General features: G+C 73.2%; 22 protein-coding genes, 2 pseudogenes and 1 riboswitch. Of the genes and pseudogenes, 11 read left to right on the top strand and 13 right to left on the bottom strand.

The features are described from left to right. Positions 1-21: 21 nt before the first annotated feature. Entirely contained in the window at positions 22-489 is a 468-nt protein-coding gene (locus tag BR98_RS05060; protein ID WP_035840507.1) for a hypothetical protein, read from the bottom strand. 142 nt (positions 490-631) lie between these two features. Here BR98_RS05060 and BR98_RS05055 point away from each other — a divergent pair, with 142 nt between their 5' ends. From BR98_RS05055 to BR98_RS05045, 3 genes are read left to right on the top strand one after another with little or no spacing between them, the layout of a single operon-like run. After that, positions 632-1,846: an FAD-dependent oxidoreductase gene (locus BR98_RS05055; RefSeq protein ID WP_083975998.1), complete on the top strand. Its 1,215-nt coding sequence runs from the start codon at positions 632-634 to the stop codon at positions 1,844-1,846. Then, on the top strand, positions 1,843-2,379 hold the full coding sequence (locus tag BR98_RS05050) for an HAD domain-containing protein (protein ID WP_035840504.1): 537 nt from the start codon (positions 1,843-1,845) through the stop codon (positions 2,377-2,379). Before BR98_RS05055 ends, BR98_RS05050 begins: the two co-directional genes overlap by 4 nt. Before the next feature lie 13 nt (positions 2,380-2,392). After that, positions 2,393-3,298 carry a serine hydrolase gene (locus BR98_RS05045; RefSeq protein ID WP_035840501.1) on the top strand — a complete coding sequence of 302 codons (906 nt, stop codon included), beginning with the start codon at positions 2,393-2,395 and terminating at the stop codon, positions 3,296-3,298. A 139-nt stretch (positions 3,299-3,437) separates the two neighbouring features. Here the strand turns inward: BR98_RS05045 and BR98_RS05040 are convergent, their stop codons facing one another. Next, the gene (locus BR98_RS05040) at positions 3,438-4,601 is read right to left on the bottom strand and encodes a 4-hydroxybenzoate 3-monooxygenase (protein WP_035843027.1); all 1,164 of its coding nucleotides are present in this window, start codon (positions 4,599-4,601) and stop codon (positions 3,438-3,440) included. On the opposite strand from BR98_RS05040, the pseudogene BR98_RS42475 reads away from it, so the two are divergent. Continuing rightward, a pseudogene (locus BR98_RS42475) lies at positions 4,503-4,775 on the top strand (pentapeptide repeat-containing protein); the annotation flags it as partial. The gene BR98_RS05040 and the pseudogene BR98_RS42475 overlap by 99 nt on opposite strands. A 119-nt stretch (positions 4,776-4,894) precedes the next feature. Then, the gene (locus BR98_RS40890; RefSeq protein WP_051969320.1) at positions 4,895-5,359 is read left to right on the top strand and encodes a hypothetical protein; all 465 of its coding nucleotides are present in this window, start codon (positions 4,895-4,897) and stop codon (positions 5,357-5,359) included. On the opposite strand, the gene BR98_RS05030 is transcribed toward BR98_RS40890, so the two are convergent. From BR98_RS05030 to BR98_RS40095, 6 genes are all read right to left on the bottom strand, one after another. Continuing rightward, positions 5,332-6,054, bottom strand: a complete 723-nt coding sequence (locus tag BR98_RS05030; protein ID WP_232247246.1) for a hypothetical protein — start codon at positions 6,052-6,054, stop codon at positions 5,332-5,334. The two genes, BR98_RS40890 and BR98_RS05030, sit on opposite strands and share 28 nt — an antisense overlap. Before the next feature lie 21 nt (positions 6,055-6,075). Beyond that, positions 6,076-6,924 carry an isocitrate lyase/PEP mutase family protein gene (locus BR98_RS05025; protein ID WP_051969319.1) on the bottom strand — a complete coding sequence of 283 codons (849 nt, stop codon included), beginning with the start codon at positions 6,922-6,924 and terminating at the stop codon, positions 6,076-6,078. 43 nt (positions 6,925-6,967) lie between these two features. Further along, complete coding sequence (locus BR98_RS05020; protein WP_035840499.1) at positions 6,968-7,852, bottom strand: DMT family transporter; 885 nt, start codon at positions 7,850-7,852, stop codon at positions 6,968-6,970. Between the two features lie 88 nt (positions 7,853-7,940). Beyond that, positions 7,941-8,567, bottom strand: coding sequence for an NUDIX domain-containing protein (locus BR98_RS05015; protein ID WP_051969318.1), 627 nt, complete (start codon positions 8,565-8,567; stop codon positions 7,941-7,943). A 25-nt stretch (positions 8,568-8,592) separates the two neighbouring features. Continuing rightward, on the bottom strand, positions 8,593-9,024 hold the full coding sequence (locus tag BR98_RS05010; RefSeq protein WP_035840497.1) for a YchJ family protein: 432 nt from the start codon (positions 9,022-9,024) through the stop codon (positions 8,593-8,595). A gap of 48 nt (positions 9,025-9,072) precedes the next feature. Further along, a complete protein-coding gene (locus BR98_RS40095; RefSeq protein ID WP_051969317.1) occupies positions 9,073-9,273 on the bottom strand; it encodes a LysM peptidoglycan-binding domain-containing protein in 201 nt (66 codons plus the stop codon). 132 nt (positions 9,274-9,405) lie between these two features. Here BR98_RS40095 and BR98_RS40090 point away from each other — a divergent pair, with 132 nt between their 5' ends. Next, on the top strand, positions 9,406-9,777 hold the full coding sequence (locus tag BR98_RS40090; protein ID WP_051969316.1) for a hypothetical protein: 372 nt from the start codon (positions 9,406-9,408) through the stop codon (positions 9,775-9,777). Here BR98_RS40090 and BR98_RS40085 read toward each other — a convergent pair. Beyond that, a pseudogene (locus BR98_RS40085) lies at positions 9,726-10,016 on the bottom strand (transglycosylase family protein); the annotation flags it as partial. The gene BR98_RS40090 and the pseudogene BR98_RS40085 sit on opposite strands and share 52 nt — an antisense overlap. Positions 10,017-10,018: 2 nt before the next feature. Next, a riboswitch (cyclic di-AMP (ydaO/yuaA leader) is annotated at positions 10,019-10,187 on the bottom strand. Between the two features lie 349 nt (positions 10,188-10,536). On the opposite strand from BR98_RS40085, the gene BR98_RS04995 reads away from it, so the two are divergent. Then, a complete protein-coding gene (locus BR98_RS04995) occupies positions 10,537-12,180 on the top strand; it encodes an APC family permease (RefSeq protein WP_051969315.1) in 1,644 nt (547 codons plus the stop codon). 115 nt (positions 12,181-12,295) lie between these two features. Beyond that, entirely contained in the window at positions 12,296-14,734 is a 2,439-nt protein-coding gene (locus BR98_RS04990; RefSeq protein ID WP_051969314.1) for a SpoIIE family protein phosphatase, read from the top strand. A gap of 182 nt (positions 14,735-14,916) precedes the next feature. Here BR98_RS04990 and BR98_RS04985 read toward each other — a convergent pair whose 3' ends face one another. The 3 genes from BR98_RS04985 to BR98_RS04975 are packed head-to-tail and all read right to left on the bottom strand — an operon-like array spanning position 14,917 to position 17,152. Next, positions 14,917-16,149, bottom strand: coding sequence for a glycosyltransferase (locus tag BR98_RS04985; protein WP_035840491.1), 1,233 nt, complete (start codon positions 16,147-16,149; stop codon positions 14,917-14,919). 27 nt (positions 16,150-16,176) lie between these two features. Continuing rightward, entirely contained in the window at positions 16,177-16,677 is a 501-nt protein-coding gene (locus BR98_RS04980) for a pyridoxamine 5'-phosphate oxidase family protein (RefSeq protein WP_035840489.1), read from the bottom strand. A gap of 4 nt (positions 16,678-16,681) precedes the next feature. Continuing rightward, positions 16,682-17,152: a VOC family protein gene (locus tag BR98_RS04975; protein ID WP_035840487.1), complete on the bottom strand. Its 471-nt coding sequence runs from the start codon at positions 17,150-17,152 to the stop codon at positions 16,682-16,684. 221 nt (positions 17,153-17,373) lie between these two features. On the opposite strand from BR98_RS04975, the gene BR98_RS04970 reads away from it, so the two are divergent. Next, positions 17,374-17,607 (top strand): hypothetical protein, encoded by a 234-nt coding sequence (locus BR98_RS04970; protein WP_083975992.1) that lies wholly within the window; start codon positions 17,374-17,376, stop codon positions 17,605-17,607. Between the two features lie 10 nt (positions 17,608-17,617). Continuing rightward, positions 17,618-18,865 (top strand): SPFH domain-containing protein, encoded by a 1,248-nt coding sequence (locus BR98_RS04965; protein ID WP_051969312.1) that lies wholly within the window; start codon positions 17,618-17,620, stop codon positions 18,863-18,865. Positions 18,866-18,895: 30 nt separating this feature from the next. On the opposite strand, the gene BR98_RS04960 is transcribed toward BR98_RS04965, so the two are convergent. Next, positions 18,896-19,615 carry a Mut7-C RNAse domain-containing protein gene (locus tag BR98_RS04960; RefSeq protein WP_035842998.1) on the bottom strand — a complete coding sequence of 240 codons (720 nt, stop codon included), beginning with the start codon at positions 19,613-19,615 and terminating at the stop codon, positions 18,896-18,898. A gap of 124 nt (positions 19,616-19,739) precedes the next feature. Here BR98_RS04960 and BR98_RS04955 point away from each other — a divergent pair, with 124 nt between their 5' ends. Next, complete coding sequence (locus BR98_RS04955; RefSeq protein WP_035842996.1) at positions 19,740-20,402, top strand: NAD(P)H-binding protein; 663 nt, start codon at positions 19,740-19,742, stop codon at positions 20,400-20,402. Positions 20,403-20,436 lie beyond the last annotated feature (34 nt).

Genomic DNA, 20,436 nt, shown 5'->3' with positions numbered 1-20,436 from the left:
ACGGAAGCAGAGCCGGTCCGCTCAGCGGCGACGCTGAGTCAGCCGGGTCCTGGCGGTGCTGCGCACCCGTCGGGTGCGGCCGCTCTCGGCCAGGGCCCGCAAGGCTCGTGCTGAAGTCGAGCCCTCGCTGACCTTGCGTTGCAGCCAGTCCGTCGCGGTGATCAGCGCGTCGGGATCCCAGGGCTCGTCGACTGCGATGGCTCTGAACAGGGACCACTCGCTCAAGCGCCGGGTGAGGAAGGGATATGAGGCGACAGTGCCGCTCATACTCGCCGCCCAGGCTTGGAACCGCGGGTCTGACAGCAAGGCCGCTGCCCGCCGATCCAGGTGCTGCGCGACCGCCGACACAGCCATCACCTGATCGGGGTCGCCGAGAACGACGGTGACCAGCTCGACTTCCGCCGCCTCCGGGACCTGCGCGAACGCATCGAGGTACCGCGCGAAGCGTGCGTGCTCGGCCGGCTCCCCGCCCTCGCTGTCAGTGTTCATACTCGCTGTTCATGCTCGCTTCCGCTGCCGGGCCAAGGAAGAGGATGCCTGGCCGATGACTGTGATCAGTGCGTCTGAAAGCCCAGACGCCTCGGGCCATTCGGGCCCCTGGCGCTGCGCCCGCACAGAAGCGAGGAAGCCCATGAACACCAGCCACCACCCGATCGCCATAGTCGGCGCCGGCCTCGGCGGACTGACACTCGCCCGGGTCCTGCACGTCCACGGCATCCCCGCGATGGTCTACGAGGCCGATCCCTCGGAGAAGTCCCGCACGCAGGGCGGCCAGGTCGACATCCACGAGGACGACGGGCAGCGCGCACTCGCCGACGCCGGCCTCACCGACGAGTTCCGCGCGATCATCCACGGAGGCGCCGAAGCGGCGCGCGTGCTCGACCAGCACGGCAAGCTGCTGTTCGAGGCCCCCGACGACGGCACGGGGCAGCGCCCCGAAGTGCTCCGCGGAGATCTGCGCCGGATCCTGCTCGACTCCCTGCCCGACCAGACGGTCCAATGGGCGCACAAGGTCACCGGCGCCCGCGCTCTCAGCGCCGGCCGGCACGAGCTGACCTTCGCCGACGGCTCAACCGTGACCACCAGCCTCCTCGTCGGTGCCGACGGAGCCTGGTCGAAGATCCGCCCGCTGCTCTCCGACGCCGAGCCTGAGTACACCGGCACGACGTTCATCGACACCTACCTGTACGACGTCGATGAGCGGCACCCCGCGACGGCCGATGCGGTCGGTGCCGGGGCGATGTACGCGCTGACTCCCGGTAAGGGAATCATCGTGCACCGCGAGGCGGGGAACATCCTGCACGCCTACGTCGAGCTGAACCGCTCCGCCGAGTGGATCGCCGGCATCGACTTCACCGATGCCGCCGCCGCGACCGCTCGGGTCGCGGCCGAGTTCGACGGCTGGGCTCCGGAGCTCACCGCGCTGATCACCGACAGCGCGGTCGCTCCGGTCGCGCGCATGATCCACACACTCCCGGACGGACACCGATGGGACCGCGTGCCCGGAGTGACGCTCCTCGGCGATGCCGCACACCTCATGCCGCCGTCCGGCGACGGCGCGAACCTGGCGATGCTCGACGGCGCCGAACTCGCCAAGGCGATCGCCGCTCACCCCGACAACATCGAAGCGGCTCTCACTGCCTATGAGGAGGCGCTGTTCGCGCGTACCGAACCCATCTACGCCGAGGCGCACGAAATGCTGGGCATCTGCCTCGGCGACCACGCACCGTTCGGACTCATCGGCCTCTTCAACGGTGGCCCCCAGGGCCAGCACGCGCGCACGGGAGCTGTTCTGAGCATCCAGGGCCAGAGCCCCGGCCAGGGCCTGGGTAGCCTGCAGCTGTGACTGGTTCCGCGCAGCGGCCGCTGCTCTTTCTCGATGTCGATGGGCCGATCGTTCCGTTCGGGGCGGGGTCGCAGCGGGGGCCGGGAGCGGGGGAGGACGACTCGAATCCGTTGTTGGGGAGGGTGGATCCGAAGGTCGGGGCGCGGTTGAGGGCGTTGGGGTGCGAGTTGGTGTGGGCCACCACGTGGATGGCTGACGCGAACGAGTGCATCGCGCCGAGGCTCGGGCTGCCGGAGTTGGAGGTGGTGGGTTGGCCGGAGCCGTCGGGGCTGGATGAGGCGGATGAGCGGCGCGGACTGCACTGGAAGACTCGGGCGTTGGTGGCGCGGGCAGCCGGGCGCGCGTTCGTGTGGGTTGACGACGAGATCACCGGCGTCGATCGCGGGTGGGTGGCGGCGCATCATCGGGGGCCGGCCCTGCTCCATCGCGTCGACCCCCGTCGCGGCCTGACTGACGCCGACTTCGTCGCGCTCGCCGAGTGGTTGCGGGGGCTGGCGGGAGCCGACCGCCTTCCGGGGCGGGGAGGGAGCTGAGAGAATCCGTGGCATGACGGACAAGATCAGCGCGGTTTTCGAACAGGCCGGTTGCGAAGGCACGTTGTGCGTCCAGTCGCTCGATGGCGGCGCTGAGGTCGCGGTGCGGGCGGATCAGCAGGCGGTGTTGGCCTCGGTGTCCAAGGTGTTGATCGCGCTGGAGGCGGAGAGCTGCTTCGCCGATGGGCGGTTGGACCCGGGTGAGCGCGTGACGCTCGGCGCTGTCGGCCGGACGCCGGGGCCCACCGGGATCTCGCTCCTGCAGGACGATGTGGTGCTTTCGCTACGGGACATGGTGGTGCTGATGCTCACGATCAGCGACAACCACACCACTGACGAACTGCTGCGGCGGATCGGTGTCGATGCCGTCAACGCGATGGCGGCACGGCTCGGACTGACCAGTACCGTGCTGGAGTCGGACCTGCAGACCATGCTCGACTCCATCGGCCAGGACATCGGCCGCGCCGACTGGGCGGATGCGCTCGCCTGGTCGGCGGGGGCGTCGGCGGACGAGATGGCGCGGGCCGACGAGCGGCTGCTGAGCTCCCGGGCGCTCGACCCGGCGAAGGGTACCCGTGGCACGCCGCGCGACCTGGTCAGGCTGCTACGGCTGATCTGGACCGACCAGGCCGGCCCGGCTGCCGCCTGCGAACGCGTACGCGGCATCATGGCCAAGCAGTTGACGCGGCATCGGATCGCGGCGGGGTTCCGGCGGCCGGTGCAGGTGGCGGCCAAGAGCGGCAGTCTGATCGGGGTGGTGCGCAACGAGATCGGTGTGATCTCGTACCCGGACGGCCGGAAGTACGCTGCCGCCGTCTTCACCCGGTCCCGGCCCGGCGCGGACGAGTTCGCGATCAACGCCGCGATCGGCAGTGCCACCGCGCGGGCCGTCGCGGCGCTGCGCGAGGAAGGCGCCTGATCGCCGGGTCGCGGCGCCGGTCGGAAACGCCCGGTCCGGCGAGGTAGCGCCTGGTCTGGCGAGGTAGCGCCCGGCCCGCCGAGGTAGCGCCCGGTCCGGCGAGGTAGCGGTCGGCCGAGGAGGTGGCCACTTGGGGCCGTCAGATCCCCACGTACTGCTCGGCGAACTGGTCCTGGTGGCGGCGCGAGGTGCGCAGGTTCTCCAGGCGGGTGCGTTGCAGGGCGCGGAGGAAGGCCGCCTCGTCGTCCTTGCCGGCGGGGCCGTGCAGCAGGTTGATCATCCAGTGCGAGAACTCCTGGGCGCGCCAGATGCGGGGCAGGCAGTCGGCCGAGTACCGGGTGAGCGGGCCCTCGTCACCGTTCCGCAGCTGGGAGGCCAGCGCCTGGGCGAGCACCTCGGCCTCCATGATCGCGAGGTTGGCGCCCTTGGCGGCGGACGGGCTGATCAGGCTGGCGGCATCGCCGACCAGGAAGAGCCGGCCGTACTGGATCGGGTCGAGGACGTCGGAGGCCATGTTGAGGACCCGGCGCTCCAGGATCGGGCCCTGGTGCAGCGGGCCGTACTGGTCGGTGCGCATCCGCAGCTGCAGTTCGTCCCAGACTCGGTCGTCGGTCCAGTCCGCGGGGTCGGTGCCGTGCTCGACCTGGAGGTAGTAGCGGGTGACCTGCGGGGTGCGGGCCATGTGCCCGGCGAAGCCGTCCTGGTGGACGGCGTAGGTGACGGCCGCCAGGCTCTGCGGCGCGGCGGCCAGCAGCGCGAGCCAGGAGACACCGTGGTCCCGGCCGGTGCGACGGGCCGCGCCCTCGGGTATCGCGGTACGGGCCAGACCGTGCCGGCCGTCGCAGCCGGCGACGAAGCGGCCGTGCAGCAGCCGCCTCGCACCGTCCGGGCCCTGGGTGAGGACCTCGGGCCGGTCGCCGTCCAGTCCGCTGATCCCGATCGCGGCGGTCTCGAAGCGCAGCTCGCCGCCCCGGGCCAGGAACTCGGCGACCAGGTCGCGGACCAGGTCCTGTTGGGGGTAGACGGTGTGCACCTCGCGGCGGCCGAGGTCGCGGTAGCCGAGCTCGAACTCGCCCGAGTCGGTGCGGAAGGCGCAGGTGTCGTGCTGCTGCCCGTTGGCCAGCAGGCCGTCGGCGAGCCCGTTGGCGGTCAGGATCCGTACCGTGTTGGCGGCGAGGAAGCCGGCGCGGGCCCGCTGCTCGACGTGCGCGCGGCTCTGTCGCTCGACGATCAGGCAGTCCACGCCAGCCGCCAGCAGCAGGTTGCCGAGTACCAGCCCGGCCGGTCCGGCCCCGAGGATCAGGACGGTCGCGCTGTCCTGATCCGATCCAGCTTGAACCGGTCGACCCTGAGTCGATCCGGCTTGATCCTGGCGACCCTGAGCCGATCCACCCTGAGCCGATCCACCCTGAGCCGATCCACCCTGAGCCGATCCACCCTGAGCCGATCCACCCTGAGCCGATCCACCCTGAGCCGATCCACCCTGAGCCTGTCGACTTGTCGCTTGATCCACTGCCAGTTCCCCCGCTGCCTTCGTGCCTTGCCGAATGAATTCCTATCAGCTGGCGGACCGTCACGGATAGGTACGATCATCGGGTGCCTGATCTTCGAAAAGCGCTCGAGGCCCGCGAGGCGACGCTCCGGCGTTGGCTGCCGATCGCCTTCCGGGTGGCCGCGTTCCTGCTGCTGCCGTGGATCGTCGTACTGGCGATGTCGGTCAGGGGGTACCTCGGGGCCCGGAACCTCTCCAACTCCTGGGTCTGGCTGGACGTGATGGAGGTGGCGGCGCTGCTCCTGCTGGCCTCGCTGGTGCACCGTCGGCACCGCGCCACCAGCCCGGTCGCCTCCGCCACCGCCGTGCTGCTCGCCCTGGACGCCTACTTCGACCTGTACTCGGCGCACCGCGGCTCGTCCTACCTGCTCGCCCAGGTGCTGGCCTACGCGGCCGAGTTGCCGAGCGCCACCGTGCTGGCGGCGCTCTCCTGGTACTCGCTGCCCTGGGCGGCCGAGCAGGCCGTGCTGCGGGAGCGGCCCTACCCGACGAACTCCTCGGCGCCGTAGCGGACGGTAGCCGCGGTCCAGTCCACGCCCAGTGCGGCGAGCAGGTGCTGGGTCAGCGGGAGGTCGGCCACCGGGGCGATCAGGATCAGCCTGCCGTCCTGGGCGACCGAGCCGCCGCCGAGTTCGTCGCGGGCGACGGGGTCGGCGAGCAGCGCGTCGTGCAGGCGCTGCGAGGTGACGCCGGGGGCCTCGATCTCGACCGCATTGGCGTCGGGGGCGGTGGTGGGCAGGAAGCGGAAGGTCAGCACCGACTCCTGGTGGTACTGCTTGCGGATCAGATCGGCGATGTGGTGCAGCCCGTCGGCGCTGACCCGGTTGACGTCGAACTCGCGGGAGCGCTCGTAGGTGGCCTGCTTCAGGTCCGAGGACCAGAAGACGCCGTCCAGCAGGGTGGAGGAGCCGGGCGCGGCGCCGTTGGTCCGGATGATGCCGCGCACCTCGCGCTCGAAGGCACGCAGGTGGGTGCTGAGCCGGGGGTCGTCGGGGTCGGTGATGATCGCGGTGTTGCTGGTGGCGAAGATCTCCGCGGTGGGCTGCGCGGGGTGCGCCGGCTGCGCGGACTCTGAGGGCTGCGCGGGCGGGGCGACCGCAGGCGAGGCGACCGCGGCCGAGGCGACCGCGACCGAGGCGTTCGCTTCGGTGAGGGTGAGAGCGAGGGTGAGCGCGGCGGCCGCCGTCAGAAGACGAGTTGACATGTCGTCAACACTAGGGCAAGCCTAGACCGCCGGCGGGGACATCAGGGCGTTGGTGGTGGGATAGGGCAGGGCGTCGGCCAGTGCGGCGAAGGTGCCGGTGTGCTGGATGTCGCGGGCGGCGTGCACGGTGGCGGCCAGGGCGATCCGGGACAGGCCGGAGCCGAGGCTGATCCGGCGCACGCCCAGGTCGGTGAGCTGCGGGACGGTCAGCTGCTGGGCGGCCCCGGCGGCGAGGACGTTGACCGGAGCGGAGACCGCGGCGCAGACCGCCCGGATCGACTCGGCGTCCGGCAGGCCGGGTGCGAAGAGCACGTCGGCGCCGACCAGCTCGTAGGCCTGCAGCCGCCGGATCGTGTCGGCCAGGTCCTCGCGCCCGTAGAGGTAGTTCTCGGCGCGGGCGGTCACCGTGAACGGGACGTCCAGCCCGCGGGCCGCCTCGACCGCTGCCCGGACCCGCTCGACGGCCGCCTCGAACGAGTGGATCGGCGCCGCGGCGTCGCCCGTCGCGTCCTCGATCGAGCCGCCGGCCAGTCCGGCGGCGGCCGCCGCCCGGATCGTCTCGGCGACGTCCTCGGGGGCCGGGCCGAAGCCGCTCTCCAGGTCGGCCGAGACCGGCAGATGGGTGGCCGCCACGATCGAGCGCGCGTTGGCCAGCGTCTGCTCCCGGTCGACCAGGTTGGCCCCGTCGGCCCGGCCCAGCGCGAAGGCCAGTCCGGCGCTGGTGCTGGCCAGCGCGGGGAAGCCGAGCCCGGTCAGCAGCCGCGCCGTCCCGGCGTCCCAGGCGTTGGGGATGACGAAGGCGCCGGGCCCGGTGTGGAGGTCGCGGAAGGCGAGCGCGCGGCGGCGCTGGTCCTCGATGGTCAGCTGCACGGGGGCGTCCTTTGGGAAGTGGCGGAGGGTCAGTGGCGGAGGGTCAGCGACGGCGGGAGAGCGCGACGCCGGTCAGGCAGAGCCCACCGCCGACCAGGCTCAGCAGTGCCGGCACCTCGCCGAGTATCGCCCAGGACATCAACACCACCAGGGCAGGCACGGCGTAGGTGGTGGCGCCCATCCGTCCGGCGGTGGTGCGGGACAGGGCGTAGGCCCAGGCGCTGAAGGCGAGTGCGGTGGGGAACAGGCCCAGGTAGACCAGGTCCAGGGTGGCCGAGAGCGGGGCGTGCGCGAGCTGGGAGACCAACTGCCCGCTGAACGGCAGGCAGGCGACCGTCCCGAGCAGGCAGCCGAAGGCCGTCACCTGCAGCGCGCCGGCATGGCGCAGCGCGGGCTTCTGGGCCACCACGCCGGCCGCGTAGAGCAGCGCGGCAAGCAGGCAGAGCAGCACCCCGAGGAGCGAGGAGGAGCCGCCGGCGCGGGACAGTCCCACCACCACGGCGCCGGTGAACGAGACGGCGACCGCGATCATCAGCTGTCGCGGGAACCCCTCGCGGAGCAGGAGTCCGCCGAGCAGCGCGATCAGCACCGGGCCGAGGTTGACCACCATCGCGGCGGTGCCTGCGTCGACCTTCTGCTCGCCCCAGTTGAGCGCCACCATGTACAGCGCGAACCAGAGCAGGCCGGAGACGGCGATGCCGGGCCAGGCCGCTCGCGGCGGCAGCGGCTCGCGGCGCACCGCCCAGGTCGCCAGCAGGGCCACCGAGCCCACCGCCAACCGGCCCAGCGCGAGCGGTCCGGGGCCGAAGTGGGCGGCGGCCGTGCGGATTCCGACGAAGGCCGAGGCCCAGAGCAGGACCGCGATCGTCGCTGCGGCCACCGCCTTGCGGTCCAGGCGAGCGGTGTCGGCGGGGGCGGTGAGGTCCATGGGGGTCAAGCTAACGGGCCGTCCGGAATCGGGACAGCGATTATCGGGATGATCGGGTAGTAGCTCGGTAGCTCGGTGCGCCGGCGGTTCAGGTCTCATGGGCGGGTGCGGGAAGCGGCAGCTGCAGGTAGGCCGAGCGGCCGGTCCGGCGGGCCTCGACCGCCGCCTCCAGCAGGGCCAGCCGGCTCGGTCGCAGCTCCTGGCGCCAGTCGGCGAGCGAGCGGACCGAGTACTCCGAGTGCTCGGCGGGATCCAGCACCAGGCCGGCGAGTTGGGCGTGGGAGAGGGTGCCGCCGTCGAAGACCACACCGATCTTGAACGGCCAGTCGCCCGAGGCCGCGACGAAGAGCAGCGCGAGCAACGGCGGGACCGGGTGCTGAGGCAGCGTCAGGCCGGTCTCCTCCCACACCTCGCGCCGGGCGCAGTCCCACGGATCGCTGCCGAACTCCATGTTGCCGCCGGCGAACTGCCAGACCTCGGGGTCGTAGACGGACTTCAGCAGCAGCGGGTGGCCGTCCGGGTCGGTGAAGTGGACGGCGCCGAAGAGGATTCCGTGCGGCAGGGTGCGCAGGTAGTCGGCCAACGGCAGCTCGGCCAACGGCAGCTCGGCCAACGGCAGCTCGGCCAACGAAAGCTCGGCCAACGGGAGTTCGGTCGGTGGGGCGGCGGGCTGGAGTTCGGCCGGCAGGACGGCGGGCGGGTGGACGTCGGTCATCGGACTCCTCGGGGCGGTGCGGGGCTCAGTCCGCCTCGACCTCGCCGTCCAGGTACACCCAGGCACCCTCGTGGCGGACGAAACGGCTGTTCTCGCGCATCGTCCCCGAGCTGCGGCCCTCACGGTAGTAGGCGCGGAACTCGACGGTGCCCGAGGTGTGGAACGGGCCGCCGTCCGTGCCCCCGAGGATCTCCAGGCGCTCCCAGCGCAGCTCCGGCGCGAGATCCAGCGCGCTCGGCCGGGTGTCCGGGTGCCAGCTGCTCAGCAGGTAGCCGACGTCCTGGACGACGAAGGCCGAGTAGCGCGAGCGCATCAGCTGCTCGGCGGTGCTCGCCTGGGCGAGACCGCGGTGCAGTCGGCCGCAGCAGTCGTCGTAGCTCGCCGGCAGGCCGCACGGGCAGTCGCTCGTGCGGGTGGCGGCGGGCTTCTTGGCGGGGCGGGTGGTTCGTCGGGACATGGCCCTATTCTGACGGGCCGATTCCGACGGACGCCGGGGCGCCCCGGCTCAGGGGAGCTGGAGCTGCTGGCCGGGGAAGATCAGGTCGGGGTTGCCGCCGACCACGCCGAGGTTGTCCTGGTAGAGCTGGGTCCAGCCGTCGAGGTGGTGGCTGGTGGCGATGCCGTAGAGGGTGTCGCCGCTCTGCACGGTGTAGGGGCCGCCGACGGGGGCGGGCTGCGAGCCGGGCTGCGGTGCGGGCGCGGGCATCGGGGCGGGCTGGGGCTGAGCGGGCACGGAACCGGGCGCCGGTGTGCCGGGCTGCGGCTGCGCCGGAGTGGTCGGCGTAGCGCTGGGCGTGGTGGGGGCTGGCGCGGGGGGCTGGTCCGCCGGGGAGTGCTGGTGGCGGGCGTGCCGGGAGCGGAGGACGCGGGCGCCGGAGTGGCCGTGGTCGCCGGTGCGCTCGGCGTGCCGGCGGTCGGGGCGGTGGGCGTCGGCGGGGTGGCCGGCGGCGCGTCGGTGGGGGCGGTCGGCGTCGACGGCCCGGACGTCGGCTTGTCGGGCTTGTCGGACTTATCCGGCTTGCCGGGCGTGGTCGACGTCGGCGCGCTTGGCGCCGGTGTCGGCGTGGTGGTCGCCTGGGCCAGTCCGGACACCGACTCGCAGCCCGGCCAGGCGCTCGGCCCGCGGTCGGCGAGCAGCTTCTCCGCGATGGCTATCTGCTGGTCCCTGGTGGCGTGCGAGGGATCGGCGGCGTACTCGTCGCCGCCGTAGGCGACCCAGTCCCGCGCGGTCAGGTGCAGCCCGCCGTAGAAGCCGTTGCCGGTGTTGGCGACCCAGTTGCCCGCGGTCTCGCACTGGGCGACCGCGTCCCAGGTGGTGCTCGGCGTGGCGTGGGCGCCGGTCGCGGTCAGCAGCGGCAGGGCCAGGCCCGCGCCCGCCACGGTGGCGGCGGCCACGGCGCGGTCGGTCTGGGTCGGGCGGCGGTGGCGGCCGGAACCGGAAAACACCATGGAACGTCCCTCTCCGCACGCCTGCGAGGTGAGCTGTCGGGTTCGGACCGGGAGGTTGGCCCGGCCACCCGCGCGGATCGGATCCGGCGGGCGGCTTCACCCCAAGCCGTGGGAGACGGCACTGAACCTGGGTCCCCCGCCCCTGCCCAGAGGTGTCGTCGTGGTCCCGGAAAGCGCGGTGGGCAGGACTCGGCGTACCGCGTTCGGGTGCCCGCTGTGGCGGGTTGCAGGGAGACTAGACGGATCATCACCTCGATAACAACCCCGCATCGCACACGTCACGCCAGAATCACAGAAGCCTCGCTGGTCCTACGACTACGGACTGATTGGGACACGGTCGGGAGTCGGCCGGGAGTCGGCGGGGAGCCGACGGGGAGCCGACGGGGAGTCGACGGGGAGTCGGACTATTGCGCCGGACGGCTGATCACGGGTGACCGCCACCGGCGCGCGGCGTGCGCGGGCCGCGTGAGCTGAGGCAGCGTCGGACAAGCCCTGTTCGTTCATGAGAGAGGCCGCAGCCATGGCGTCACCCGCTGCCGGGACCCAACGCAGCTCCCCGAAGCACGCGCTGCGGCGGGAGGTCGGCCTGGTCGGTCTGCTGTTCGCCTCGGTCGGCGCGATCATCGGCTCCGGCTGGCTCTTCGGCGCCGAGAAGGCCGCCAAGGCGGCCGGCCCGGCGGCCCTGCTCTCCTGGGGCATCGGCACGGTCGCCATCGTGCTGCTCGCCCTGGTGCACGCCGAGCTGGGCGGCCTCTTCCCGGTGGCCGGCGGCACCGCCCGCTACCCGCACTACGCCTTCGGCGGCTTCGCGGGGATGTCCTTCGGCTGGTTCACCTGGCTGCAGGCCGCCACCATCGCGCCCATCGAGGTGCAGGCGATGATCGGCTATGCCCAGCACTGGACCTGGGCCGACGGGCTGCTCCACGCCAAGGACCAGACGCTGACCGCCTCCGGCTTCGTCGTCGCGGCCGCGCTGCTGGCGGTCTTCGTGGCGATCAACTTCTTCGGAGTCAGGTGGCTGGCGCGCACCAACAACGCGGCCACCTGGTGGAAGATCGCGGTCCCGGTGCTGACCATCCTGGTCTTCGGCATCAAGGAGTTCCACGGGTCCAACTTCAGCAGCCAGGGCTTCGCGCCGTTCGGCGCCCGCGGCGTGCTCGCGGCGATCAGCACCAGCGGGGTGATCTTCGCGCTGCTCGGCTTCGAGCAGGCCATCCAGTGGGCCGGGGAGAGCACCCACCCGCGCCGGGACATCCCGCGTGCGGTGCTCGGCTCGGTGCTGATCGGCAGCCTGATCTACATCCTGCTGCAGGTGGTGTTCATCGGCGCACTGCCGGCCAACACCTTCTCCGGCGGCTGGGACCAGCTGACGTACACCGGAATCAGCGGCCCCTTCGCCGGCCTCGCCACGCTGATCGGCCTGGGCTGGCTGGCCTCGGTGCTCTACATCGACGCGATCATCTCGCCTGCGGGCACCGGCCTGATCTACGTCACCTCCAGCTCGCGGATCACCTACGGGCTGAGCCGCAACGGCTACGCACCCGAGTCGATGCAGGCCACCGACCGGCGTGCGGTGCCCTGGCTCGGCCTGCTGATCGCCTGGGTGGCCGGGGTGCTCTGCTTCCTGCCGTTCCCCAGCTGGCAGAAGCTGGTCAGCTTCATCACCTCCGCCGTGGTGCTGATGTACGCGGGCGCGCCGCTCGCCTTCGGCGTCCTGCGCAAGCGCTTCCCGGCCATGGAGCGCTCCTACCACCTGCCGGCCGGTCAGATCATCTCGCCGATCGCCTTCGTGGTGGCCAACCTGGTGATCTACTGGGCCGGCTGGGACACCCTGTGGCGGCTCGGCGCCTCGATCCTGATCGGCTACCTGCTGCTCGGCTCCTACGCCGCCTACGCCAGGTCCAAGGGGCTGCCCCGGGCGCCCCGGATGGACTTCCGGGCCGGGCAGTGGCTGCCGGTCTACCTGGCCGGAATGGGCGTCCTCTCCTGGCAGGGCCAGTTCGGCGAGGGCGCGACCGGGAACCTGCCGCTCTGGTGGGACATCGCGGTGATCGCCGGCTTCTCGCTGGCCGTCTACTACTGGGCGCTGGCCGTCTCGCTGCCCGCCGCCGAGATCGAGCGCAACATCGCGGACGTCGAGCTGCTGGACGCGGGCGGTCACTGAGAGCGATCGGGCCGGTCGAAGGATCAGGTCGGCCGAACTTCGCCCCCTCCCGGAGCGCCGCACCGCCGACGGCGGCCGCCCGGTACAGGATGAGGACAGGGCATGACCGGGCGAGGTGGACGATTTGGACGACTCCCGCTTCCCGTTCCTCGACGGCGTGGCAGGGGTGCTGGTCGATGGCGGCGGCAGGATCCTGGACTGCACGGCCGCAGCCGAGCAGCTGCTCGCCCTCCCCGCGAGCACGCTGCGCGGTCGGCGGGTGCGCGAGCTGCTGATCGAGCCGACCGAGGGCGGCGTCGACGGCGAGGGTGAACCCGGTCTCGGTTGGGCCGGCCGGGCCACCGTGCGCACCGGCGGCGACAGCCCGCTCGACCTGGAGGTCAGAATCCTCACGCTTCGCGGCGCGGCCCCCGGCAACCGGCACGCCGCCCGCTTCGTGGTGCTCGGCGCACCAGCCGACACCGCCGACCGCTGGCGCCAGGACGAGGCCTTCACCCGGGAGCTCTTCCTGCAGGACCGGATCGGCCTGGCGGTCTTCGACGAGCAGCTGCGGATCGTCCGCACCAACACCCACCTGCTGCCCTACTCGGGCGTGCCGAGCTCGCTGCCGGGCGGCCGGCTCGGCGACTTCCTCCAGCCGCAGGACGCCGAGGCCCTGGAGTCCCACCTGCGCGAGGTGCTGCGGACCGGCCGCCCGCTGGTGCTGGCCGAGGAGCTGGCCCGCACCCTGGTCGACCCGCGCAGCGGCCGGATGATGGCGCTCTCCGCCTTCCGACTGCAGGCCGCCGACGGCACGGTGATCGGCGCGACGGTGCTGTTCACCGACATCACCGAGCAGTACCGGGCCCGCCGCCGGCTGGCCCTGCTGCACGAGGTCACCGCCGCCGCCGGCCACACCCTCTCGATCACCGAGAACGCCCAGCACCTGGCGGACGCGCTGGCCGACGGCTTCGCCGACGTGGCCGTGGTGGAGATCGCCGCCGCCGTCTTCACCGGTGCCGAGCCGGTTCCGGACGCCGACGGCCGCCTGCTGCTGCGCCGCACCGCCGTCGCCGGCCCGCCCGAGGCGGTGCCCGCCCCCGGGGACCCGGTGCTGGTCGGCCCGGCCGGCGACACCGGACCCGAGGACCCGGCCGAGGCTTGGACGATCACCGTCCCGCTGAACGCCCGCGGTCTGCTGCTCGGCCGGATCACCGCCCGCCGCGACCGCTGGAAGGACACCTACGAGGAGGAGGACCGGGCGCTGATGCGCGAGATCGGCGCCCGCGCCGCGCTCGGACTGGACAACGCCCGCCGCTACGCCCGCGAGCACCGGGCCGCGATCGGCCTGCAGCGCAGTCTGCTGCCGCCGGCCGTGCGCTCGGTCGCCGCCGTCTCCACTGCCAGCGTCTACCTGCCCACCGACACCGTCGGCGGGGTCGGCGGCGACTGGTTCGACGTCATCCCGCTCTCCTCGGCCCGGGTGGCGTTGGTGGTCGGCGATGTCACCGGCCACGGGCTGCACGCCTCCGCGACCATGGGACGGCTGCGCACCGCCGTACGCACCCTGGCCGACCTGGACCTGGAGCCAGACGAACTGCTGGTGCACCTGGACGACCTGGTGGCGCAGCTGCTGGTGGAGTCGGCGCTGGTCGCGGACATCGACCTGGACGCGGAGTTCGGCGCCGGCAGTGCCTCGGTCGCGGCCTCCGAGTACGCGTCGAAGGCGCGGCCGGCCCGACCGGGCCGTCCCGAGCCGAGCACCTTCGGCGGCACCTGCCTGTACGCCGTCTACGATCCGGTCGCCCGGGTCTGCACGGTGGCCAGCGCCGGACATCCACCGCCCGCCGTCGCCTACCCCGACGGCACCGCCGACTTCCTGCCGGTCGCACCCGGGCCGCCGCTCGGCGTCGGCGGCCTGCCGTTCGAGTCGGTCCGGGTCGAGCTGCCCGAGGGCAGCGTGCTCGCCCTGTACACCGACGGGCTGATCGAGCGCGGTGAGGGCGACATCGACGCGGGGATGGCCGAACTGCTGCGCCGGCTGGCCCTGGTGAGCGCCGGGCAGGGATCGCTGCGGGCGGCCGGGCAGCAGTTGGTGGCCGACCTGCCGCCGACCCGGCTGCAGGACGACGTGACGCTGCTGCTGGCCCGCACCAAGACGGTGCCGGCCGCCGACACCGCCGTCTGGTCGGTCGAACCGGACCCGGCCGCGGTGGCCAAGGTGCGCGAGGACGCCACCGCGCAGCTCGCCGCCTGGGGCTTGGCCGAGCTGGCCTTCACCACCGAACTGGTGCTGAGCGAGCTGGTCACCAACGCGATCCGGTACGCCGGTGGCCCGGTGACGGTGCGACTGATCCGGGCCGACGCGCTGACCTGCGAGGTGTCCGACGGCAGCAGCACCCAGCCGCGGATGCGCCGGGCGCGGTTGACCGATGAGGGCGGGCGCGGGCTCTACCTGGTGGCGCAGCTGACCAGTCGCTGGGGGAGCCGGTACACGGTGTCGGGGAAGACCATCTGGACCGAGCAGGAGCTGCCGCCGGAGCCGGGCGGCGCCGGACACGACAGTCCCCGGTAGGTCACGACCTCGGTTTCGTGCATCCTGGCCGTCGCGCGGGACTGCACTATCGAGTGGACCTGCCGGGGGCCTAGCCAGGCCCACGACAAGGGAGTCGCTCGGACGGCCGTGGACGTCTCCATCGGCGGTGCGGCTCTCTCCTGTGTCTGGTGTATGACCAGTGTAGACCCCAATCGGCGGATTTAGCCGATCTGTTCCACCGCGCGCAGCACGCCCGCCGCGCCGTCCTCGCAGGCGATCCGGTCGGCCACCGCGCGGGCCCGGTCCCGGTAGCCGGGCTCGCGCACCGCGTGGCGCAGGGCGGCTGCCAGGCGCTCGGCGGTCAGTGTGCGCAGCGGCACCGGACCGGGGGTGACGCCGAGTGCGGTCAGCCGGGCCGACCAGAACGGCGCGTCCAGCTGGGCCGGGACCGGCACCACCGGGATGCCGGCCCGCAGGCCCGCCGCGGTGGTGCCCGCGCCGGCGTGGTGGACCACGGCGGCCAGCTGCGGGAAGAGCCAGTCGTGCGGCAGCTCGTCCATCATCAGCACGTCGTCCGCTGCCCCGCCACCGGTGACCTGCAGACCGGTCCAGCCCGTCTGCACGATGGCCCGCACCCGGGCCGCCCGGAGCGCGGAGCCGACGGTGGCGCCGAGCCGCTCGGCGTCGGCGACCAGGCTGCCGAACCCCACCAGGACCGGGGGCGGGCCGGCCTGCAGGAAGTCGGTCAGCTGCGGCGGCGGCTGCCAGTCGAGGGTCGGCGCGGGCCACCAGTAGCCGGTCACGGTCAGGTCGGGGTGCCAGTCGGCCGGGCGCGGCAGCACGGTGGGGGAGAAGCCGTGCAGGGTGCGCAGCGCGGGTGACCGGCGGTGGCGCGGCAGGCCGAGCCGGCGGCGCAGCTGGTGGACGGCGGGGGCGAAGAGGCGGTCCAGCGCGGCCTGCGCGGCGTGCCCCGCGAGCCGGTTGCCGAGCCGCCCGAGCGAGCGCGGACCGGCCACCACGGGCGGGAACTCGCCGGAGGGCGCGAGGGGTTGGAGGAAGACGCCGAGACAGGGCAGGCCCAGCGCCTCGGCCACCGGTTGCCCCAGTGGCGCGGCGGTACTGGACAACAGCAGCAGGTCGGTGCCCTGTTCGGCGGCGCGCAGCAGCCCGTCGCCGAGCGCCGGCATGAACGCCCGTCCCAGGCGCAGCAGTTCGAACACCGCGCGGGGCCCGCTGCCGGCCTGCAGCAGCCGCTGCCCGCCGGCCGAGGCCAGCTCGGCCCGCGGGTCCACCGGCAGCGCCCGGAACCCGAGCCCGGCCGCCCGGACCAGCCCGCCGAACCCCTCGTGGGTCGCGATGGTCACCTGGTGGCCGGCCTGCTGCAGCCGGACGCCGAGTCCGGTGTACGGGGCCACGTCACCGCGCGAGCCGGCGGTGGCCAGGAGGATACGCACGCTCCGCAGTATCCCGGAGGGTGCGCGCTAATCGCCGAAGGTCCAGCGGGTGGGCGAGCCGGTGAAGTCCTCGTCGTTGAGGGCGAAGACGGAGTCGGGGGTGACCCGCAGGGTGGCGTTCACCGCGGGGTCGAGGAAGTCCAGTCCGTAGGCGGTGGCGTACTTCGCGTTCAGCGCCTCCAGGAAGACGCCGATCGTGACCGGGTCGGTGACCGCCTCGGCGTGCCCGTCGAGCACCACCGGCTGGTGCGGGTTGTCGGTGGTCACGGTGCAGGCGGGGGCGGCGGCGAGGTTGCGGTACTTGCGCGACTGGCGGCTGCTGCTGAACCAGAGCGCGTCGCGCAGCCAGACACCCCAGACCGGCATGGCGTGCGGACGTCCGTCGGGCCGCACGCTGCAGACCCAGTACTCGTGCGAGTCCGCCAGCCGGCGCTCGGCCCAGAACCAGGGCAGCAGCCCACTGCCCTGCTCGGCCGGCAGGATGCCGTAGCCCGGCATGTGCGGGCGGGTCGCTCGCTGCGGGGGCACGGCGTCAGCTGCCGCCCATCGCGGCCTTGGCCCGGGCCGCCATCTCCTGTGGCGACACGTCCTCCACATGGGTGGCCACGGACCACCGGTGGCCCCACGGATCCTCGAAGCTGCCCGACCGGTCACCGTAGAACTGGTCGGCCAGCGGCCGCAGTTCCTTCGCGCCGGCGGCCAGCGCGCGGGCGAAGACGGCGTCCACGTCCTCGACGTAGACGTTGAGCAGGACCGGCGAGCCGCCGACGGTCTTCGGGCCCACCGCGCCGACGGCCGGGAACTCGTCGGCCAGCATCAGCACCGAGTCGCCGAGCTGCAGTTCCGCGTGGCCGATCCGCCCGTCCGGGCCGGTCATCCGGTCGCCGCGCTGCCGGGCGCCGAGGACCGAGGTGTAGAACTCGATCGCCGCCGCCGCGCCGTCCACGAAGAGGTACGGCGAGACGCGCGGATAGCCGTCCGGGATGGGCTTGACCTCGGGCATCCGGGCCTCCTGGGTGGTTCGGGGTGGTTCGGGGGTGGCATCGGGGGCGGCTGGTGGTTCGGGGGTGCTCGCCGGCGTGCTGGCGCCAGGCTGGCACGCCACGGGGTGCCGGGTTCGGCGGCGCGCCGAAGCGCCCCCGCACAGGTCGGCTCCTTTCCCGCTCCCGGTCGTTAGATTGGACTGAGAGGTACGGCCATTGACGCCGCCGGGCCGGAGAGCGGGTGACCTTCATGGGTGTGCCGGGCGACGCGGACCAGAGCCCGGTCGGCACGATCGGCCGGGTGACCGTCTCGATCCCGGCCGACGGACCGGGCGAGGTGCTGGTACCCGTGCGCGGCGGCAGTGAGGCCTTCGCGGCCTGGGCCGACCAGCCGATCGCCCGGCACACCCTGGTGATGGTGGTGGAGCACACCTCGGCCCGCTCGGTCGTCGTCGTCCCGTTCCCCGAATCCTAGGAGCTCCGAGATGTTGTTCTGGTACGTCCCCGCGCCGAACGAGGCACTGCTGATCTCCGGATCGAAGCGTCAGGCCCAGGACACGCAGTTCCGGATCGTCACCGGGCACGGCAGCTTCGTGATGCCGATCAAGCAGAAGGCACGCATGCTGTCGCTGGCCCTGCGCGAGGCCGAGATCGCCGAGGACTGCGTCACCCAGCAGGGCATCCGGCTGACCGTGCGGGCGGTGACCGTCTTCAAGGTCGGCGACGACACGGTCTCCATCGCCAACGCGGCGCGCCGGTTCCTGACCGAACAGCGCCGGATGGAGGAGCTGGTCGGGCGGATCTTCGCCGGCCATCTGCGGTCCATCATCGGCGGTCTGACGGTGGAACAGATCATCCGCGAGCGGGACCGGGTGGCCCAGGAGGTGAAGGCCGGCAGCCACACCGAGATGGAGAAGCTGGGCATCGTGGTCGACGCGCTGCAGATCCAGGAGATCGAGGACGCCACCGGCTACATCACCAACCTCGCCGCCCCGCACGCCGCGGCCGTCGCCAGCCAGGCCCGGATCGCCCAGGCCCGTGCCGACCAGGAGGCCGCCGAACGGGAACAGGAGGCGGCCGCACTGAAGGCGCAGTACGAGCGGGACACCGCGATCAAACGGGCCGGCTTCGTCGCCGAGACCGAGCAGGCCAACGCCAAGGCCGCGCAGGCCGGACCGCTGGCCGAGGCGCGGGCCACCCAGGAGGTCATCGAGGAGCAGACCTCGCTGGCCCGCCGTCAGGCCGACCTGGCCGCCCAGCGGTTGGAGGCGGAGGTCCGCCGCCCCGCCGACGCGGAGGCCTACCGGCAGCGCACGCTGGCCGAGGCGCAGCGCGACCGGGCGAAGTTCGAGGCCGAGGGCGAGGCCTACCGGCGCACCACACTGGCCACCGCGGAGGCCCAGGCGGCGAAGGTGCGGGCGGAGGCCGCGGCCTACGCCGAGCGGACCACCGCCGAGGCGCAGGCCGCCGCCAACACCGTGCGGGCCGAGTCGCTGCGCGGCGGCGCGCAGGAGCTGATCGCCGCCAACCGGGTGGTGGAGAACCTGCCGGCCCTGGTCGAGGCGGCCGCGCAGGGCATCGCGGGCTCCAACCTGACGATCCTCAACGGCAGCGAGGGCGTCGCCCAGGTCGCCACCGGGATCGTCGGCCAGGGCCTGGCGATCCTGGACGCGCTCAGGCAGTCGACGGCGCGTCCGCCCCAGCCGCCGACGAGCGAGCCGACGACGGACTGAGCTCGGGCCGGACGGGCCCCACCACCGGCGCTACGCGTACTCGCGCAGCGCCTCCTCGACGATCTCGTCCAACCGGGCGTGGTGCGCGCCGCGCCAGTACACCTGGCCGCAGTCCGCGCACCGCGCGAAGGCGTCGTAGGAGCGCTCGGTGCCGTCCGCGAGCTGCTCCTGCACGCTCTCCTTGGCGGCCTCGCGCAGCTCGCCGTTGCAGGCGGTGCACCTGGTCCACGGCTTGAGCGCGGGCGCGAACCGGGACAGCACGTCCTTGAGCTGCTCGGCCGGGCGGTGGCTGTAGATGTAGGCGCCCGCCCACAGCTCGCGCCGCCGCAGCAGCCCGCGGTCGCGCGAGAGCATCACCCGCTGCTCGGCGGCCGAGCGGGTGGCCAGCGCGGCGTCGCCGATGTCGAGGTTCTCGTACGCGGCGTCCACGCCGAGCAGCCGCAGCCGGCGGGCCAGCGTGCCCAGGTGCACGTCCAGCAGGAACCGCGGCGGCCCGGGCAACCGCTGCGGCCTGGTCACCCCGCGCACCGCGACCTCCTCGCCCCGCGCGGGAATGTGCCCGGTGGCCACCGGCCGCCCGTCCACCAGCAGCTCCCCCACCTCGGTGAGCGGCATCCCGAGCGACTCCACCACGTGCCCGAGCGTGGACATCCCGTCCACCTTCACCGCCGAGCGCCCGGCCCGCTGCGCCGCCGCGACGAAGACATGCAGTTCAGGGGCGACGGTGAGCCAGATCTCCGGCTTTTCGATTCGGGTTGTCTCCACGCGGTCAGCATGCCAGTGCGGGGCGGGCGGGAGCCAACGGTTTCCGGTGCGCGGCGCGCCCGGTGCGGCGCGCGACGGGGGTGGGGGCGTGCGGATTAGCATCGCGGGCATGCGGACTGTCATTGCGGGTGGGCACGGTCAGATTGCGCTGCGGTTGGAGCGGTTGCTGGCGGCGCGGGGGGAGGAGGTCGCGGGGGTGATCCGGCGGCCGGAGCAGGCGGGGGACCTGGTGGCGGCGGGGGCCGAGCCGGTGGTCCTCGATCTGGAGTCGGCCTCGGTGGAGGAGGTGGCGCGGCGGCTGGCGGGGGCCGATGCGGCGGTCTTCGCGGCCGGGGCCGGGCCCGGCAGCGGGGTGGCGCGCAAGGAGACCGTGGACCGTGGGGCCTGTGCGCTGTTCGCGGACGCGGCCGAGGCGGCGGGGGTGCGGCGGTTCCTGGTGATCTCGTCGATGGGCGCGGACGCGCAGGCGCCGGACGGGGCGAACCCGCAGTTCGGGGCGTACCTGCGGGCCAAGGGCGCGGCGGACGAGGACGTCCGGGCCCGCAGCGGGCTGGACTGGACGGTCCTGCGGCCCGGGATGCTGACCGACGACCAGGGGACCGGGCTGGTGCGGCTGGCCGAGCGGACCGGTCGTGGGGCGGTGAGCCGGGACGACGTGGCGGCGGTGCTGGCCGCGCTGCTGGCCGAGCCCGGTACGGCAGGGCACACCCTGGAGCTGATCGGCGGTGCGGAGCCGGTGCTGGAGGCCGTGCGGGCGGCCGCCGGGGGCTGAGCCCGGGGCGGCCGCCCGCAGTGCTGTGCCGGCT

The organism is Kitasatospora azatica KCTC 9699 (assembly GCF_000744785.1).
In the GTDB taxonomy this organism is placed as follows: Bacteria; Actinomycetota; Actinomycetes; order Streptomycetales; family Streptomycetaceae; genus Kitasatospora; species Kitasatospora azatica.
This window is presented reverse-complemented; position numbering and strand designations above follow the sequence as displayed.

What these genes read in the sequence shown, in the direction of transcription:
- BR98_RS05020 (WP_035840499.1), bottom strand. Translation starts at nt 7,852, where the DNA reads ATGGACCTCACCGCCCCCGCCGACACCGCTCGCCTGGACCGCAAGGCG.
- BR98_RS04975 (WP_035840487.1), bottom strand. Translation starts at nt 17,152, where the DNA reads ATGCCCGAGGTCAAGCCCATCCCGGACGGCTATCCGCGCGTCTCGCCG.
- BR98_RS40095 (WP_051969317.1), bottom strand. Translation starts at nt 9,273, where the DNA reads ATGCCCGCGCCCGCACCGCAGCCCGGCTCGCAGCCCGCCCCCGTCGGC.
- BR98_RS05015 (WP_051969318.1), bottom strand. Translation starts at nt 8,567, where the DNA reads ATGACCGACGTCCACCCGCCCGCCGTCCTGCCGGCCGAACTCCAGCCC.
- BR98_RS04995 (WP_051969315.1), top strand. Translation starts at nt 10,537, where the DNA reads ATGGCGTCACCCGCTGCCGGGACCCAACGCAGCTCCCCGAAGCACGCG.
- BR98_RS04955 (WP_035842996.1), top strand. Translation starts at nt 19,740, where the DNA reads ATGCGGACTGTCATTGCGGGTGGGCACGGTCAGATTGCGCTGCGGTTG.
- BR98_RS05060 (WP_035840507.1), bottom strand. Translation starts at nt 489, where the DNA reads ATGAACACTGACAGCGAGGGCGGGGAGCCGGCCGAGCACGCACGCTTC.
- BR98_RS05055 (WP_083975998.1), top strand. Translation starts at nt 632, where the DNA reads ATGAACACCAGCCACCACCCGATCGCCATAGTCGGCGCCGGCCTCGGC.
- BR98_RS05010 (WP_035840497.1), bottom strand. Translation starts at nt 9,024, where the DNA reads ATGTCCCGACGAACCACCCGCCCCGCCAAGAAGCCCGCCGCCACCCGC.
- BR98_RS05030 (WP_232247246.1), bottom strand. Translation starts at nt 6,054, where the DNA reads ATGTCAACTCGTCTTCTGACGGCGGCCGCCGCGCTCACCCTCGCTCTC.
- BR98_RS04965 (WP_051969312.1), top strand. Translation starts at nt 17,618, where the DNA reads ATGTTGTTCTGGTACGTCCCCGCGCCGAACGAGGCACTGCTGATCTCC.
- BR98_RS05045 (WP_035840501.1), top strand. Translation starts at nt 2,393, where the DNA reads ATGACGGACAAGATCAGCGCGGTTTTCGAACAGGCCGGTTGCGAAGGC.